The sequence below is a fragment of the Pedobacter endophyticus genome, assembly GCF_015679185.1.
In the GTDB taxonomy this organism is placed as follows: domain Bacteria; phylum Bacteroidota; class Bacteroidia; order Sphingobacteriales; family Sphingobacteriaceae; genus Pedobacter; species Pedobacter endophyticus.
This window is the reverse complement of record NZ_CP064939.1, coordinates 4,143,836-4,160,287: the sequence shown is the minus strand read 5'-3', so window position 1 is coordinate 4,160,287 and position 16,452 is coordinate 4,143,836. Positions and strand designations below refer to the sequence as shown.

Genomic DNA, 16,452 nt, shown 5'->3' with positions numbered 1-16,452 from the left:
ATCTTTTGAACATTTAAAAACCACTTCAATTTACCTTATGATTAACGATCAAGATAATGAAAGTGAAGAAATCGATTTCGAAGGCGAGCAAACTTTAAGCATTGACGCATTAGAAGATACGGAGAGCAATGAAGAAGATGTTTATCCGTATAAAAATATAAATATTGCTCGGGATACTCTTTCTGCATTTCAACTTTTCAGAAAATACAAAAATGATATAATTAAGCTTGATCCTGAGTTTCAGCGGGAGGGTGTATGGAACCAAAAACAAAGATCTGAGCTAATTGAATCTATTATTATAGGAATACCGTTGCCGATACTCTATATTAAAGAAAACAAGGATGGAAATTGGATTTTAATTGATGGTAGACAACGTCTTTCAACTATTTTCGATTTCATGGGCAATCGATTTTCCCTATCTAACTTAAGTATCTTAAAAGAATTCAATGGTAGAAAATTTAGTGAGGAAATAGAGCGGAGTGTTTCACGAGAAAGTAAACACAAAGAGTTTTTAGACTCAAATATTAGAGGTAAAATCGAAGACGTTAATCTTGTCCTACATATAATTAAAGAACCTACCCCAGAAAGACTTACTTATGATTTATTTGACAGAGTTAACCGCGGAGGTACTCGACTAAATAATCAAGAAATGAGAAATGCTATTTACCAAGGAAGTTCGACAAAGTTCTTAAAGGCTCTAAGCAAAATTGATACCTTTAAACTTGTAACTTCAAACATTCCCACAACTCGAATGAAAGATAGGTATTTAGTATTAAGGACAATTTCATTTTATCTTTGGAAGAAAAAAATGAGCAAGGAAAATGGGGCTTTCATAGAATATAGAAGTGATTTGGAAGACTTTTTGTCGAAATCTATGAGATTCTTAAATCAGTACTCTTTTGATATTACCGCATTGGATAAAGATAATTATTCGATTGACGAAATTGAAGAGAAGATTCTTTCGATAGGTTCACCATATTCAAATTTGTTAAAGTCTTTCGATAAAGCTATGCAGAATGCCTACTACTTGTTCGGAGATGATTGTTTTAGACTCCCCAGGGATGGTAAAATCAGAAGACCAATTAACATGGCCTTATTTGAAGTGTTAGTTTACTTTTTTATAGAATTAGAAAATGAGTTTTCTACAAAAGAAGAACAGATAAGACAGGCCTATAAAAATTTGATTGAAAACACGAAATTCAAATCTTCTAATTTAGAAGATGATAATTTTGTAAAAAGCTTAACCTATACTGTCGACAGCAATAAAGCTGTGCAAAGGAGATTTTCACTTGTCGAACAATCCATAAAATTGATAAAAGCGAACTGATGATAAACAAATTAATAGTAGACAATTTTAAATGCTTTGATAAAATAGAAATTGATTTAAAGAATCTAACATTGTTCTGTGGAACTAATTCGTCAGGAAAATCTTCGGCCATCCAATCACTACTTTTGATAGATAATTGCTTGACGACAGATTACTCATTAAATAGTCACTGGCTTAATCTAGGTCATTTTGAAGAGATTAGGAATTTCATTATCCGTAGAGAACGAGTTTATATCGAAATAGTACAGGAAGCCAGCCTATGCAAAATTGAGGTAGCTGAAGATGAAATAATCAGTTCAGCCGAAGGGAACTACAAGGCTATTTACTATATATCTGCAAACAGGGTTGGCCCTAAAGATTTTTATCATAAGATAACCTCAAACAAAAATTTTATTGGGGAAAATGCTGAATTTTTGATTGATTATTTCTATAAAAACTCACGAAACATTGTGGTAAATGAAAGAATGGTCGATAATAGTAGCAGTACCCTAGACTTTCATGTAAACTATTGGCTTAATAAAATTCTAAATGTAACAATCGCACTTGACAATATTATTTCAGGCAATATCATAACTGCAAATTATTCATTCAAAGGAAATAAAAATGTTCGCCCCTACCACGTTGGAGCTGGAACCAGTTACATCATTGGTATACTTATCTTATGCTTAAATATTGAAAAAGGAGCCACTGTAATTCTTGAAAACCCAGAAATCCATCTCCACCCAAAAGCGCAATCTGAATTAGCCTCATTTCTAGCATTTATTGCAAAATCTGGAGTGCAGATTATTATTGAAACTCATTCGGATCATATTTTCAACGGAATTAGGAAGGCAGTTTACAGGAATGAAATCTGTAATGATGATATCAGTATTCAATTTTTCGAAATGAATCAAAACAACCTATCCGATAACATAAACGTTAATTTAAATAGTAGGGGAAAAATTTTGGATGTAAGAGATGACTTGTTCGATCAGTTTGACAATGATCTTGACGAATTATTAGGATTGGTATAATATGGAACTTTTACTAAATGAACTCTCATTTCAAAATCAATTTGATTCTTTTGAACATTTTCAAAACACTGCTTTAATTGAACTTTTGCATTTTTTCAATTTGCAAAAAAGCGGTGTCACCACACTATTGAAAAAATCTGATATATATTCAAAAAGAATTTATGATAAAAAATCTTTACATGAAATTTTAATATCAAAAGATAGAGATGGAAAGTCTGATGAAATTAGAAAATTAAAATCTCAGCTTAGTGCTATAATTAATGATCCATTTTGGGATAGTAATAAGAAATGTGGAGGGCAATATAAATATGAATATTTAGGTAAAGATGTTAATGATAGCTGTTTGGCAGAGGGTTACGAACGAGATTGTCATATTATATCATTAAAACCATCTGACTTCCTAACAGACCAACTTGAGGTATTTAAAGACAAGAAATTAAAAAACCTTCCTAACTATTATTCTTTTATATCTCTGATTGAAACACAGTACAATGAGCAGATTTTAAAATTTGAACAATATTGTAAGTTTTATTTCAAAGACACTAAACTTGATTTTTCTTTAGTAAATACTGAGAAGAGCTTTGAGTTTTTAGGAAAAAAGGCCGATGAAGATGAATTTTTTAACAGTTTCAGGATGTTCCGCGACATGAGTTGGAGTGACATTCTTCAACAGGGTGGCAAGGGTGAAAATAAAGCTGGATTAGCTTATAAGAAATATGAGCATCAAGATTTATTCTCTAGTTATTATCCTAAAAGTCATATCTATAAGTTCAGAACAACACAAAAATATCGTGTATTTGGCTTTAGATCAGAGGATAAATTTTATGTACTTGAATTCGACTTAACTCATAGACTAAGTGATTAACGGAGATTATCATTTTTAAGACATTATCAATGGATGTTACATTGCTAATGCGAAAGGACAGATATTTTTAGTAAAATGGAGCTTAACATATTATTCGACACTCATGATGGTGATGAATTTTTGCTTTAGTGTCTAAGTAACAAATACTATTTCCTGACCGAATTTGTCATCTATATACTTGCTTGAACAAATAACATAACAATGTGTCTCAAAAAACGAAGAATTTTATCAAAAGAACTCCAAAGATCTGACACCCGACTATTCACTTTACTTATCAGCGTAGTATTATTTCTTAAGTCTTCAATCGTATTCATAAGCTAATTCTTGATTAAGTCAACAAAGGTCCAACCCAGAGCATTGTTAATTTTTTCGCGATGAAATATTACAATAAGTGATTGTGGCACAGGCTCATTTATAGTTAAATGAACATTTAAATATTCCTTTTGATTAATTTCTTCTTGATTAAAAAAATCAATTCTAGATTTGGCCGCCTCAATTACTAATTGATCGCTATACATAAATCATTTTTTATTAAGGTATAAATCGGATGGAAATAAAAAGCAATGCTTGTGATTTTGCACGCCTGTCTGCGTGCTTCTTAACATTTATGTTAGTTTTACCCAACTACCTAAGGTTAGGCGATTGGGTACGTCTACCCGTGGGAGTTAGTAAATAGCTAGAATTATTTATTAAGTTTATGGAATTAAACTCTCACACTATGAAAAATGAATTTGGCGGCTCTTGGACCGAAAGAAAAGTCATAATACTTGAAAAGTATGTCCATGCCTATCTTAAGATAATGAATAACAAGAATTTTCACTTGACTTATTTTGATGGTTTTGCAGGTAGTGGAGATATAAAAATCGGGAAAAAAGAAAGTTTCAAAGTGATTGCTGGGGCCGGTAAAAGAATAATACAAATAACAGATCCAATTGGATTTGACATTTACTATTTTGTTGAAAAAAATGAAAATAAGAGGCTTCAATTAGATGCGGACTTGAAGGCAACGAGAAACGATGAAAATATATTTACCGTTACAGATGATTGTAATGATGCTCTTTTAAGGTTTTCAGCCTTTATCTCTTCAACTAAAAAACGGAGAGGTTTGGCATTTCTAGATCCTTTCGGGATGAATTTAGATTGGAACACATTGGAATCATTGAAAGGTTTGGGCGTTGATTTATGGATTTTATGTCCTACAGGTGTGGGGGCGAATAGACTATTGAAGAGAGATAGTGACATTTCAGATGCATGGTGGGAAAGACTTGAAAGATTTTTCGGTATTGGAAGGAACGATATTGCCAATAGTATTTATCAAGAATATACCAATACCAATCTTTTTGGTGAAGAAAGTTTGGCTACTGTAAAAGCATCAAAGGCTAATCAGAAATTATTTGAAATATACAAAAATAAAATGCTTAGTATTTTTGATTTCGTTTCTGAGCCGTATATCATGGTCAACAAGAATAAATCGATAATGTATCATTTTTTTTGCGCATCTAACAACGCTACAGCGGTTAAACTTGCAAACAGTATCATGGGTAGCGCAATCAAGAAATAGTTGGCATAGCTCGATAAATGGTACCATCCAACTCACAACCGCCTTTCGCATGATGAGGATGATTTTTATCAATTGTAGGATCTAGTGGGTTAGAGTTGAATTTTGACTTGCCCCATTGTTTGAAGAAAAAAGGTATTCCAAAATCTTCAGACATTAAACGAATTTTAGTTATCCAATTATGTTCTACTTGTCTTGCTTTATGTCCAGATTCTCCACCTACGATAATCCAATTCATATCTTTTATATTGATGAGAGACACTTCTCCTATTAATGGTTCAATCGATAAAAACTTGGTGACAGCAGGCGTTTTTGCAAGGTAATCAGCTCGGTATGCATAATCTTGATTTTCAATGGAAACTCCCATCCAGATATTATCTGTCCATTTCAGAGAATCGGATAGTTCCAGCAGCCTTTCTGCTCTTTTTGTTAAAACCTGGTACGTGTGTTGAGGAGTATTATTCATAACCTCAAAGACAGCAATTATAAAAGATGCAGGAACTTGTTCGTGAAAAAGGTCACTCATAGAGTTTACAAAAACTACCCTTGGTTTTTTCCATGTAAATGGGATGTTAAGTGTATCAGGATGAGTTCTGATTTTAAAGCCGTCTGAATATTTAGGAAGTCGCATGGACTTAAGTCTCTTCGACATCACTTCTGCATAACAAAATTTACAACCAGGGCTTAACTTAGTGCACCCTGTAACAGGATTCCAAGTTATTTCAGTCCATTCTATGGTTGATGTTGACATTGCTATTATTATTAGTATACAAATATAATCCAAAAAGAACTAATGCGAGAATTTACAAAGTGGATTATATTATTTAGCAGTCATAATAAGCCCCCCGCCTAAAACGAGGGCTTTTATTTTATACTAATCCTTTTCGTAAAACAACCGCTCCCACTCCTCCAAATATCACCAATGTTAAAGGTAATAAATCATCAAGAGGGCATGGAACTATGTCATATGTAACCAAATACCCATTTAACCTATAGTTTCCAGAATTATTAACATTTGTACCTGGTCCAACAAAGTCAGCCCAACACCCTGTCGAAGGCATTGTAGTCGCCAAAATATTTCCGGGATGAGTCGTTGAGGAGGTTGAACCGGATGGACAATTTACGTTGCGGTATGCAGTTCCTGTAAAAAATCTGACAGGAGTATTGCTGGTGCCAGCATATTGCTGGTAATAAACCCTGGTTTCTGGAGCACCACCAACTGTCGTAATGTAGCAGCCATAATCAGCATGACAATCCATGGCAAAGCACACCAACATCGTAATGCCTGCGATTAATCTAGAGGGGAAGTACATTAATGCAAATATGCAACAGTATAAAAGAACACTGGATTAGAATGTTCTAATGTACACACCTTCTATGTTTGACAATGATGTGAAGCTGTAGCATATTCAATACCGCAGTAACAGGTTTATCCTCGATCATATAAACGAAGACACGCTTCGTTACCTCAGACCAAACAAAAGCACTCCCTCAAAAGTAAACCTCTATAAAGTTTATGAAGCTTTGCAAAACTTGAAAAGCTTCTCCGTAATGGATTTTAACGATTAGGTCAATGGTAACCAATCCGCATCTAGAGGACTACTAGTTTAATTAGGCTTGATAGAACAATCCTAAGCAGTGATGATGATTGGAAAAATAAAAAAACAAACAAGTCTACCAATTTGACTTGCCAGAAAAAAGCAGGTCATTCAAAACACTTACCTACATGTAAGCTAACTGAATGCGCTCGGCGGACTTTAATAGGGACACCACCTTAAAACATATCTAAGCAACACTGTTTTAGAAAGAGAAAGTCCATTGCCGCTTCGAGTCTCCTAATTAATACTTTCTAAATGTGGTCAGTTTGTACCGAAACAAAATTATCTTAAACACTAAAATCACTTTATCACTCCCTCTTGAGACTTAAAGTCAGGCATATAAATACTACGACTATAGACCAAAAATAGATTTTGATCTTTCAGTCCCTTCGCCAGAATCGTTAATTGCAATAAACTGTTTGTAAGCCATGAGCGGGGGTGCCTTTTTTGTTTTCTCTTCTTTCAAAATCGTACGCAACTTTTCCAGTTTTTCTAACCAGTATAAATTCGGAACATTCATAGCATCCATCAAAAGCTCGACACAGGTATCAATAAGTAAATTAACTGTTTCACTCATCTTTTTATACGGAATACTTTGAAGACAATACTGAAGATAATTCATAAGATTGAAAGCTTGTTGAATCTTAAGCTTTTCATTTTGATAAAGTTTAAATATTACCTGCAAGTGCAGTTTAAATTCGAACGGCTCATTCACCTGATAATTATTTCTGACCAGCGCGAGTTCTGAAGTACACCCTCTATTGATCATTCTAGCGAGTTCAAACTCAACATCAGAATTAACCATGAGCATATTAATAAGATTATTTTTGATTTTCTCGTTCACATCTGTTCCAACCATTTTCTCCCATATATGAGACAATTCTTCTTTACTGTTATATTGATTAGCTTTCAGCTCAAATGAATCCAAGACAAGCACGTTTTCAAAAGCATGGTCTAGGGATTTCTGTTTTTTAAAGATCATTCCCAATATTTCTTCAGCTTCCAAAAAATAAAGGAGAGGTTGTATATCGTTAAGGAAATTGTCTGGATCTAAATCTGGTTTGATTTTCTCTATGCCGTAAGCAAACATAGGCTCGGTTTCCTCCAGCGCTGAAAGTTCAAAAACCAAGGCGGTAACTTTTTGCGTTAACTTATCCTTTATTTCAGTGGAAATTGCCCCAACATCTTGTTTCCCTTTATTTGCCAACACCTTATATAGAATAACGAGCTGATAATATGCAGGTCTGAAGTCCTGCTTAATCGATTCAAGAATTTCAATCGCCTGCTCAATCTCGCCGCTTAAAAAAATTGTGAGCGCATAATAGTAACTGTCTTTAGGGGATATCAATTTTGCTTTCTTCGCCAAAGAAACTACATACTGCACCTGCTCACTGACGTCTAAACCAATATTCTGAACCATAAGAGCATAATAATAGCACGACATAGTATCCCGTTGATAATAATCCTCACCTATCCGATGAGCAAAAATATTTAACGCATGGATAGGGTCTCCAATGTAAAATGCAGAAACTGCCTCAGCTTTTAATCCCTCATTAATTTTATGACCATTTCGCCAGAAACTAAAAAGTCTGGTAAACGGCTTTACTTTTTCAATAGCCCTATCAATTGCCGCATGAAATTGAATCATATTGTCCAAATCTGATGCAGACCCTTTGCATAGATTAAAAACATGTAGATTCCACTCTCTAGCAATCGAATATTCTAATCTAAATTTTTTAAACGAAGCATTTTCTTGCCCTAATAAATAAGAATAACTCAAAAAGTGTTTATCCTTCTCAGGATTTACATCTAAATTGATGTAACTTAGTATCCGATACCCTTCTGAGGAATCAGGGATAATTTTTATAGCCCTTATCACCATCTCATATGCATCTTCTTCTTTTTCATAACTGAGTCTATTCAAGGCATAAGCGCATAATGCAGTATAGCTCTGCGGATGATGGCTAAGCGCCTTATGATATAGTTGTACCGCTTTTTCCGGTTCAAGACGTCCGTCATGAACAATTCCAAGACCAACTAAACAATTTTCGCCCATTGGGCTATGGGTCAGTCCCTGCTTGAACCAGTACTCAGCATTGTCAAAGTTTTTAAGTTCCAGATAAATATATCCTATTTCACTATGCAGAAGCTCACTTTCCGGAATACTGGCGATCGCCTTTTCTCCCTCAACCAATACCTCGATTAGAGATAAACCAATTCCTCTTAAATGATTTAGGTAATTAGCTCTTAAAGATTCTTCATAAGGGAAATCTTCAATACCTTTTTTATAAAGGCCATTGACATCCTTGCCAGAACCTGTTCTCTCATACATTAACAACAATCTTGTAAGTATTAAAGGTTGATTAGGCTTAATCTCTAAAGAAATCTCCAATTGCTTTATCGCCAAGGCAAGCTTACCCTGCCTGTAGTAATGAAAGAAAAGTTCATAATAAACTCCGGTCTTTCTGGGATGTTTTACTTTAATTTCCTCGAAGATCACTTCTGCATTTTCGACCTCCCCCATTTTAGAGTATACTGTACCGATGCAAAACTTCATTTCAAGGTTATCAGGTTCCAGTTTCAATCCACTCTGAAAACAATCGATTGCTTTTTCGTATCGCCCAGTATCTTCTAAAAGCTTACCATAATAAAAATACATATCTGAGTCAGCTCCTCTTTGGTTAAAAAGAGCGTTAAGAAGCTTTTCAGCCATATCATATTTATCAACGCGGTAATTCAAATATGCCTGAAGCTTAAGTAAATCGAAACTCTCGGGAAACAAAATTAATCCTCGCTCACAGTATTGCAAAGCAGCATTATATCTATGTAATCTGCGGAGAGAACAAATAATCATATTAAACGGCTCAGCAAATTCTTCAGTAACTTTTAACGAGTTTTTTGCATAATTGTAGGCTAAATCGTATTCTCCACGCTCATAATGCATTATTGCCCTATTGAATTGAGCTTGATAAATATTAGGGAAATTTTCCGAATTTCTAATGTGCCACTCATCAGACTCTTCTCTTGCAAATTCGCCCAGATATTTAGCTAAATTAACGCACATATAACCCTCAAGATCAACCAGTTTAATTGCTTCATCCAAATATTCCCTTAGAAGTTTTTCATCTTTCGAATAGTATCCGATTTCAACCAAGAAATAAGCCGATTGATTATTTTTAGGTCTAAGCTGAAAGGACTGCCTAAAATACCCTACCGCCCTTTCCGGATAATCATGAATCAATATCCTCCCGAGAAAAAAATAAGCTTGTTCATAATGAGGAGCAAGTTCCGTAGCATGTACAAGATAGCTAACACCCTTTTCGACATCACCCAGACCCACAAGATTCATACCCATTCCCAAGAAAACAGTCGGATTGGCGTTATCCAGCTCATAAGCTTTGTAGAAAAAATTGTAGCTAATATTGTAATCATCTTGCTGGAGCGCAGCAAAACCCTGATTCAAGAGCATGTCGAGTGTCATAATTTAGAAATTTGAGATGCGTTAAGTTATAAAATATGCAACAATATTTTATAATTTAATTGTCTGTTGCCTGATTTTAATGATTTCAAGAAATCCAAGCTGTCATCTCAAAACATGCAAACTACCTTAAATGCATCAGGGTTTAAAAGTAGTAATATCTGACCTTTCGATCTGCCGCCACCATATCTGACTGGCCAATCTTGGGTGGAAGCTGGGTTTATATCCAATATATCCTCTTTCCAAAAGTTCGCCCAAGCACTTATGGTATGTAGTCTTGGAACCAATCTTGGAGTAGGCCATAAGCACCCGCCTGCTTACCATGAATGGACTCTTAAATCCACTCTCTTGCCAGCAGATAAAGATACTGGTTAATAGACTGACGTGTGTTGTGTTAATCGACCTATCCTCTCCTATTCGTCTTAACGCAGCTTGAAAGGCAATGAACGAAATATAAGTCTCATCGACGTTGAAATTCATTTCAACCCTCCTTCTAGTATTGCAGTAATGTCTTCCTGTTTATAAAAGATAATTGAACCAATGCGTGTGAATGGAAGTGTTCCATTGATGCGGAGGTTCTGCAGCGTTCCGGGCGAGATATTCAGCAGTTTTCTCACCTCGCTGCTTTTTAACCATTTTTTGTTTACTGAGTCTTGGGGCTTTATCATTTCTTTAATATCTTGAAGCAGTTCTTCTTTAAAGTTTTTAAGATCTTCTTTGGTAATAAGTTCAATGGCTGTCATAATTTAAATCGAAATAAAAGGTTAAAAATATAGGTAATTAGGATACTGATTTTGCCCTTAAGAAAGGCTTGCGTACGGCAAAACACTCCGAATGCCAGAAGCATCCGGAGCTTTTCTGCATCCAGGGTTTTAGAATCTTATTCAAAGAAATGGTGTAGATTTGCTGAAAGTTTTTTTACTCTGATAGAAACTTAAAGTCCAATCTCGCTGCCTTGAGAGGCATCATTATCCTGCTGATTTTCCCAGGGAAAGCGTTCCTCTGTTTTTGCTGCGCTGAGATCAACTTCTCTAAAAGTAGCCTGCTCTTGCGACACATCATTTCTCTGTACTTTTTCTTGTTTCGGGAAGATCTCATCCTGACGGATTATAGCCATGTTCTTATCGAAAACATCAAGCCCTTTAAATTGTGGGTTGGCTGTAACAAAGACTGAAACAGTTTTTTTTCCTATCAACATGTCTGCCTGAGCGAGGTTTCCATTTCTCAAAACCCTCATCATTCCATCTTTTTCAAGCTCAGTTAGCCCTTTGAACGGATATTTATCGATAGATTCGGACAGGTCAAACTTAAATTCTGGATAAAACTTTTTTAGTGGATGGTTTCCGTAAGCATCCTGAACATCCAGGTTCAGCTTAAACCAAACCTTTTTCTTTTCAGCTGTTTCTCCGTTTTCAGCTTTAGCATACACATCACGCTCAAGTGAATTTCCGGATAATAACTTATAAGCCTGCAGAGCAGTGATTCGGTTATCCCGCTCCAGGTCAAAGACCTGCTTAATGGGCAACGCGCTTCCTGCCTTAAGGAGTGTTACTTCATAATCATTGAGGAAGTACATGTCGCTTTGTTTGGACCGGTTAAAATTTAACATCACCCGCATTTGATCACTCCCAATTGCAGAATCTTTTTTTGCCTGCGAAGATGTATAGCTTTGGTTTACCCCGAGGGTAAAGGCAGGAATTTCTCTGGATATCGCCGACTCCAGAACATCGTTCAGCTTTGTTCCAAAGCCAAGATAATCCAGACTCTTTTTAAGGTATTCTAAATTTTGCTCATTCATAAATAATAAGATAATTGTTGTTAAAAATTAAAACAGGCTGAGCTGCTGCTCAGGTTCCGGAGGTTCATAGCCGTTTTCTCTGGCCAAATGCTCTCCGAGCGCAGTGCAGAGTTCTTCGATAGAAGTGTATCCACAGTCTTTTAGAAATGCCGAGAAAAGAAAATGCGATTTATAACCAGTTGAAGAGATAACCTTCGAATCTGAACGAAACTCAAGATGCACAGCTAGAGGTTCCTTTCCTTCTGACCTGCGTGATGGCCAATGATAGTGATAATCTACATTTACCTCAAAACCGAAGACACGGACGTTGACTTTTTGATCCTCCCTGAAAATTTCGGGAATCATTGGTTTAAAAAAATTTGGTTAAAGAAAGATACTTACGGTAGTCCTAAACCCGGAAATTCTGCAAAATCTACTCAATGAGAATCTTTCATCAGGACATAAAAACGTTTTAGACCGGTAACGAAAATGAATGGAGGTAGATACGAGCAAAAAGTGAACATCGGTATTTTTAAGCCAGAGGGATATCCGGCATGACAGCACCCGTGCCGGAAGATCCCTACCGAATCCAGTCCTAAATCTTGCGTTGTAAAAAAGTGCGGCAATAGATGCAATGGTTTCCCTATTCGGACAGAAGCTGACCAAAACAATGGCGAACTCGTTATAAGCAGATCTGGTTTTATCAATAAGCTTAACGGGCACATCCCTCTCTTCATAAAAAAGATACGCATGCTTGATGGTGACTTCAGGAAGACCACCAGGAATATGGTAACAAAATCCGTCTAGTTCTACCCATACTCTTTTCAATTACCTCGATGACCCGAGGCCCAGCGGGCTGTGGTAATCATTTTTGAGATCATCAAGCTCAATCTGCAAGCTTTCCTCAGATTGTACACCTTCAGACTTTCTCATTTCCAAAAACGCAGATTCAAACGCCGGCGAGAAAGGCTTCTCTTGAGCACTTGACACTTTCAGTGGCGTAAGGTCCTCTAGGAGAAAACTTGGAGACTTTCCATCATCAGACATTGCCACGATCAACGCTGAGCGGCTGGATACAATCCCTTTGGGAAGAGAGGACATATACTGGAATTTAGTTCCATCACTGAGCTCAACAATTTTTCCGTGTGCAAAATCCTGACGCTGCTTTTCATCAAGCTTTTCGCCGTTTACCTGAAAAGGGACTATTACCTTTAAAGGGTCGTAGGAAATAAATTCCTTTGTTTCGCCGTCATATTCAAATACAAGAGTTTGATCGACCCCTGTTTCAGCGCTATGAACAATCTTAACCAGATTAGTTTGTTCACCCGTCAATATCGGCCAAAGTTCTTCTTCGGCCATTCCCTTGGCCAATGTAATTTCTTTGTAGATAGGATGGAGCATGATCTCAACTCCCCAACGCTCGCTACGATGAAGGGAAAGTTTCACGTCAAGGCTTTCAATAGTGAAAGCCTCACCGATCAGGTTTTTGAGGTTGACAAGGGAGGTACGTCTCCCTGCCAGAAGGGCTGTGATATCCTCTGGGGATAGCAAATGTTTGCCGTCTTCATACAGTCCAAGTCTGGAAAGCTCTGCAACCGGCAAAGCTTCCATGATAATCATTTTTTCCATAATACAGTTTATCTATTTATTTCGGCAGAGTGGTCATCTGACCTATCCGTTATGAAGTGCTCATAGTTTTGGGATTCTTCCTTGCCCATCTGAGTTTTTAAAAAGGAAAGGGCACTGTAAAGCTTGTCTTCCCTAGAAAGGGTGAATGCATTGCCGTTCAGGTTTTCAAGCATTTTCAGGCGTCCCTGTTTTAAGTGTCCAAGCACTTCATAAATTGAGCCATTATATTGGATTTTATCACCCGTAGTCAAATAATTCACTGTTTTTGAGGGCGCGGCCTTCAATGCGCCCAGTGAATGCTCATCTGTCGAAAGCTCTTTTCCTTTCTCCAGGCCAGTTACGTAACCAAAAATCCGCTCGGCATCCATAGAGGCAGAAAATATCTCAAATGGGTTGTTTTCAAGAATTGATATCCAGCTTTCTACATAAGCATAATGCTGCCCCGGATCATGCCCTATGCCCAGTTCCTGCCCCAGGAGCATTGAGGCAATCTCGGCCTTAAGTTCTTCTCTGGCGTAACTTTCACTACCAAAGCCTTTACCCATGTCGCGGTTTAACCTATCCTGTTGACCTGTCCAATGGCCAAGCTCATGTAAGAGGGTGGCATAGTATTTATCCGCCCCGGAAAACCACTCCTTATAAGGAAGAGTAATGGCATCCTTCCGGAGATCATAAAATGCATTCCCTGAATTTATGTGATTGATAATCGCCCCGGAGGAGGTAATCAGCTTTTCGGCACGCTCAATCGGCTCCCATAGCCCGCCAGGTTTTTTCAGCTCAAGCTTTGGCATTCCCTCGATCTGCGCCGCATTGAAAACATAGGCATTGCGCACGATGGCATGGGAAAGCTGGATCTTTTCCGTAATTGGTTTTCCCAGTTCATCATGTAACACCTTACCTGAGGTATCGCGATCGGTCTTTGGATAATTCGGATGGAGCGCCCACGTTATCCAGTATTCTGGGTTAAGGCCCAAAAATCCGGATTTAGGCGTAAACTTACCCGCGTCCCATTGCTTAAAGACCATTCGTTCCTGCTGATAGGTTATGTGTTTGTCAGTTATTTTTTTCTGACCAATACAGTTTATTGCCAGAAAGCATAAAAACAGTATCAAATGTGATTTTTTCATCTTTAATATTTTATTTTTAAAGTGATGAGGATATCATGATATTAATATCCATGGCGTTGCGGGATTGGGCAAATCGAGGTTTCATTGTTTCAATGTCTGGACTTAAATAAGATCTCATTGCCTAAACGCAGGTCCCGATTGATGAAATCCTGATATGGATTTAGTGAACGAAGCAAGCCGTTTGACTTGGCCCAATACATCGATTTTTTCATACTGAACACCAATGCCCTGATTACCCGAAGCTCAAGTGCGATTTTTTTAAGCAGCGCGTCACGCTTTTCAAAATCCATCAGCACGTTTTCTCCCTCCTTCAAAACAAAAGCAGAAACCTCGGAAAACAGGTTGATTCCCCTCTCCTTTAGTTGACGGGACACTTCTTCAGCGAAGAGTAGCAGATGCGGGTCTGATTTGGCCATTTCTGTCATTTCGCTACTTTCCGCAGCAATCTCTGCTACCAGCGAACCGATCTGCCTGACGGCAATGGCGCTTCTCAGCCCCTGATCGACCTGGGTAAGTGAGGAAAGGATTATTGACTGCACGGTCACTACAGCAGATAGATTTATATTAATATCCGATAGCCTGTTATTTATGGCGCTTAAATAACCGTGATAAGTGTTCTCGGCAGCCAGCCTGACAGCGCCATTTTCATTGACAATGTTAAAGTGGCCACGGTCGAATACCACCCGCTGTGCAAGTGCCTCCAATTGAAAAAGGGTTAGAACAAGGCCCAGAAAGATTTTCATAATATCAGTTTTTAAGTTGCTCAGATTTATTCAGGATATCGTTCACCAATTTTTTATCAGTATTGATGAACCCTGAAAAAGGATTAAGTCCCTCGAATATTTTCTTCCGCGAAGAATATTGTAGAGCTGTAGCTAAACCCCTGGATGCTCCGGCAATACTTTTAAGCTCCGTGAGCACATGGGAAAAAAGCAGCTTGCGATCGCTGGGTTTCATCTGATTAATATCTTCAAAGGACAGGCTTAGTGCATATAAAAAATTAATCAGTGAATAGGCCCGCTCACCCATATCTGCTTCTGACTGAATCGCCAAAATCATGAGCGTCGCATCATCCCTGCACATTTCGTAGATCTTCCCCTGACTTGTAGCAATATCATTTAGCAGCGGATAAGCCTCGATCCCAATTTGCGCTGCACTAATGGCCAGACTAACTGTTTTATAACGGGAGTGAATTTCTCTGTACTTATCCTTTAACCTAACCATCAGGGTTTTATTGGTCTCCTCGTTCGCAGATGTTACAGCCTGCCTATCCCTGGCATCAGTCTGTTTACCGTTTTCGGTCTTGCTGTCTGCTACCAGCTGGTGTAAAAGTTCGACATTCAGCTGGGCTTGTGAATGGAAAACCCAGCTTAACAGTATAAAAAGAAGTCCTTTTTTCATTGTCTCAGGGATTTGGAATTCCTAACGATGTCGTCCGCTATTCGTTTATCGATATTGATATACCCCGCATATGGATTGAGTGAGTTCAGAATTCCGCGCTGCTTCGCCCAGTACATCGTTCTGTACATCCCATAAGCTACACCCCTAAGAATGGTGAGCTCTACCACAATTTTATTGAGCAACTTTGCCCGTTCCCCTGCGTCCATCAAAGCCTCTCGCCCGTCCTTTAAAACAAAGGCACTGACCTCAGCAGCCAGGTTGATGGATCTGGTCTTGAATTCCCTGGCGCTGCCTTCAGCAAAAAGAAGCAAAACAGGATCAGAAGAGGCAATACTTACCGCCTTGTTTACATCAATGACGATATCCTGGGAGATCTCATAAATATCCTTGACTGAAAGCAGCGAACGCATCACCCCGGAAACTTCTGAGAGGCCTCTATAGATTGTAGACTGCAAGTCATTTACGATACCGAGCTGTCCGGTGACCGCAAGCTGGGCTCTTTGAACGAGGGTTAGATTATCATTGGTTTTAGATAGGCCGCTGTTCATTACCCCGGCATGCGCAGCAGTCGCTGCCGCTGTGGTCGGGTCAACATAAATCTGCGCGGAGGCAGACTGGATGGAAAGTCCAAACAAAAAATAGATGATTATTTTAGGCATAAGAAATGATTTATAGTGAA

16 protein-coding genes are annotated in these 16,452 nt (G+C 37.8%); 4 read left to right on the top strand and 12 right to left on the bottom strand.

Going from position 1 to position 16,452, the window contains the following annotated elements; genetic code table 11:
• The first annotated feature begins 37 nt into the window (after positions 1-37).
• Genes IZT61_RS17010 through IZT61_RS22335 form a run of 3 tightly spaced genes read left to right on the top strand, consistent with a single transcriptional unit; the run spans position 38 to position 3,205 of the window.
• Positions 38-1,327: a DUF262 domain-containing protein gene (locus IZT61_RS17010; protein WP_196098228.1), complete on the top strand. Its 1,290-nt coding sequence runs from the start codon at positions 38-40 to the stop codon at positions 1,325-1,327.
• Positions 1,327-2,340, top strand: coding sequence for an AAA family ATPase (locus IZT61_RS17005; protein ID WP_196098227.1), 1,014 nt, complete (start codon positions 1,327-1,329; stop codon positions 2,338-2,340). Before IZT61_RS17010 ends, IZT61_RS17005 begins: the two co-directional genes overlap by 1 nt.
• A 1-nt stretch (position 2,341) precedes the next feature.
• Positions 2,342-3,205 carry a hypothetical protein gene (locus IZT61_RS22335; RefSeq protein WP_230383745.1) on the top strand — a complete coding sequence of 288 codons (864 nt, stop codon included), beginning with the start codon at positions 2,342-2,344 and terminating at the stop codon, positions 3,203-3,205.
• Between the two features lie 317 nt (positions 3,206-3,522).
• Here IZT61_RS22335 and IZT61_RS16995 read toward each other — a convergent pair whose 3' ends face one another.
• Positions 3,523-3,723, bottom strand: coding sequence for a hypothetical protein (locus IZT61_RS16995; RefSeq protein WP_196098226.1), 201 nt, complete (start codon positions 3,721-3,723; stop codon positions 3,523-3,525).
• 200 nt (positions 3,724-3,923) lie between these two features.
• Between IZT61_RS16995 and tcmP the strand changes: the two genes are divergently transcribed.
• Entirely contained in the window at positions 3,924-4,766 is an 843-nt protein-coding gene (tcmP, locus tag IZT61_RS16990) for a three-Cys-motif partner protein TcmP (RefSeq protein WP_196098225.1), read from the top strand.
• On the opposite strand, the gene IZT61_RS16985 is transcribed toward tcmP, so the two are convergent.
• The 11 genes from IZT61_RS16985 to IZT61_RS16935 all read right to left on the bottom strand — a co-directional run bounded on the left by IZT61_RS16985 (position 4,756) and on the right by IZT61_RS16935 (position 16,432).
• Positions 4,756-5,514: a DUF5131 family protein gene (locus tag IZT61_RS16985; RefSeq protein WP_196098224.1), complete on the bottom strand. Its 759-nt coding sequence runs from the start codon at positions 5,512-5,514 to the stop codon at positions 4,756-4,758. The genes tcmP and IZT61_RS16985 overlap by 11 nt on opposite strands.
• Before the next feature lie 118 nt (positions 5,515-5,632).
• Positions 5,633-6,076 carry a hypothetical protein gene (locus IZT61_RS16980; protein WP_196098223.1) on the bottom strand — a complete coding sequence of 148 codons (444 nt, stop codon included), beginning with the start codon at positions 6,074-6,076 and terminating at the stop codon, positions 5,633-5,635.
• A 637-nt stretch (positions 6,077-6,713) separates the two neighbouring features.
• Complete coding sequence (locus IZT61_RS16975; protein ID WP_196098222.1) at positions 6,714-9,842, bottom strand: tetratricopeptide repeat protein; 3,129 nt, start codon at positions 9,840-9,842, stop codon at positions 6,714-6,716.
• A 473-nt stretch (positions 9,843-10,315) separates the two neighbouring features.
• On the bottom strand, positions 10,316-10,582 hold the full coding sequence (locus tag IZT61_RS16970) for a helix-turn-helix domain-containing protein (RefSeq protein ID WP_196098221.1): 267 nt from the start codon (positions 10,580-10,582) through the stop codon (positions 10,316-10,318).
• A gap of 191 nt (positions 10,583-10,773) precedes the next feature.
• Positions 10,774-11,637 (bottom strand): hypothetical protein, encoded by an 864-nt coding sequence (locus IZT61_RS16965; RefSeq protein ID WP_196098220.1) that lies wholly within the window; start codon positions 11,635-11,637, stop codon positions 10,774-10,776.
• Positions 11,638-11,664: 27 nt separating this feature from the next.
• Complete coding sequence (locus IZT61_RS16960) at positions 11,665-11,982, bottom strand: hypothetical protein (RefSeq protein ID WP_196098219.1); 318 nt, start codon at positions 11,980-11,982, stop codon at positions 11,665-11,667.
• Positions 11,983-12,444: 462 nt separating this feature from the next.
• On the bottom strand, positions 12,445-13,245 hold the full coding sequence (locus tag IZT61_RS16955; RefSeq protein WP_196098218.1) for a DUF4099 domain-containing protein: 801 nt from the start codon (positions 13,243-13,245) through the stop codon (positions 12,445-12,447).
• Between the two features lie 8 nt (positions 13,246-13,253).
• Positions 13,254-14,372, bottom strand: a complete 1,119-nt coding sequence (locus IZT61_RS16950) for a zincin-like metallopeptidase domain-containing protein (protein ID WP_230383744.1) — start codon at positions 14,370-14,372, stop codon at positions 13,254-13,256.
• 89 nt (positions 14,373-14,461) lie between these two features.
• Positions 14,462-15,115: a hypothetical protein gene (locus tag IZT61_RS16945; RefSeq protein ID WP_196098217.1), complete on the bottom strand. Its 654-nt coding sequence runs from the start codon at positions 15,113-15,115 to the stop codon at positions 14,462-14,464.
• A gap of 4 nt (positions 15,116-15,119) precedes the next feature.
• Positions 15,120-15,773: a hypothetical protein gene (locus IZT61_RS16940; RefSeq protein ID WP_196098216.1), complete on the bottom strand. Its 654-nt coding sequence runs from the start codon at positions 15,771-15,773 to the stop codon at positions 15,120-15,122.
• On the bottom strand, positions 15,770-16,432 hold the full coding sequence (locus tag IZT61_RS16935; RefSeq protein ID WP_196098215.1) for a hypothetical protein: 663 nt from the start codon (positions 16,430-16,432) through the stop codon (positions 15,770-15,772). The genes IZT61_RS16940 and IZT61_RS16935 overlap by 4 nt, the downstream gene beginning before the upstream one ends.
• Positions 16,433-16,452 lie beyond the last annotated feature (20 nt).

Coding starts and splice junctions, on each gene's coding strand:
- IZT61_RS17005 (WP_196098227.1), top strand. CDS start 1,327: ATGATAAACAAATTAATAGTAGACAATTTTAAATGCTTTGATAAAATA.
- IZT61_RS16995 (WP_196098226.1), bottom strand. CDS start 3,723: ATGTATAGCGATCAATTAGTAATTGAGGCGGCCAAATCTAGAATTGAT.
- IZT61_RS16935 (WP_196098215.1), bottom strand. CDS start 16,432: ATGCCTAAAATAATCATCTATTTTTTGTTTGGACTTTCCATCCAGTCT.
- IZT61_RS16960 (WP_196098219.1), bottom strand. CDS start 11,982: ATGATTCCCGAAATTTTCAGGGAGGATCAAAAAGTCAACGTCCGTGTC.
- IZT61_RS16965 (WP_196098220.1), bottom strand. CDS start 11,637: ATGAATGAGCAAAATTTAGAATACCTTAAAAAGAGTCTGGATTATCTT.
- IZT61_RS16940 (WP_196098216.1), bottom strand. CDS start 15,773: ATGAAAAAAGGACTTCTTTTTATACTGTTAAGCTGGGTTTTCCATTCA.
- IZT61_RS16950 (WP_230383744.1), bottom strand. CDS start 14,372: ATGAAAAAATCACATTTGATACTGTTTTTATGCTTTCTGGCAATAAAC.
- IZT61_RS16970 (WP_196098221.1), bottom strand. CDS start 10,582: ATGACAGCCATTGAACTTATTACCAAAGAAGATCTTAAAAACTTTAAA.
- tcmP (WP_196098225.1), top strand. CDS start 3,924: ATGAAAAATGAATTTGGCGGCTCTTGGACCGAAAGAAAAGTCATAATA.
- IZT61_RS22335 (WP_230383745.1), top strand. CDS start 2,342: ATGGAACTTTTACTAAATGAACTCTCATTTCAAAATCAATTTGATTCT.
- IZT61_RS16985 (WP_196098224.1), bottom strand. CDS start 5,514: ATGTCAACATCAACCATAGAATGGACTGAAATAACTTGGAATCCTGTT.
- IZT61_RS17010 (WP_196098228.1), top strand. CDS start 38: ATGATTAACGATCAAGATAATGAAAGTGAAGAAATCGATTTCGAAGGC.
- IZT61_RS16955 (WP_196098218.1), bottom strand. CDS start 13,245: ATGGAAAAAATGATTATCATGGAAGCTTTGCCGGTTGCAGAGCTTTCC.
- IZT61_RS16975 (WP_196098222.1), bottom strand. CDS start 9,842: ATGACACTCGACATGCTCTTGAATCAGGGTTTTGCTGCGCTCCAGCAA.
- IZT61_RS16980 (WP_196098223.1), bottom strand. CDS start 6,076: ATGTACTTCCCCTCTAGATTAATCGCAGGCATTACGATGTTGGTGTGC.
- IZT61_RS16945 (WP_196098217.1), bottom strand. CDS start 15,115: ATGAAAATCTTTCTGGGCCTTGTTCTAACCCTTTTTCAATTGGAGGCA.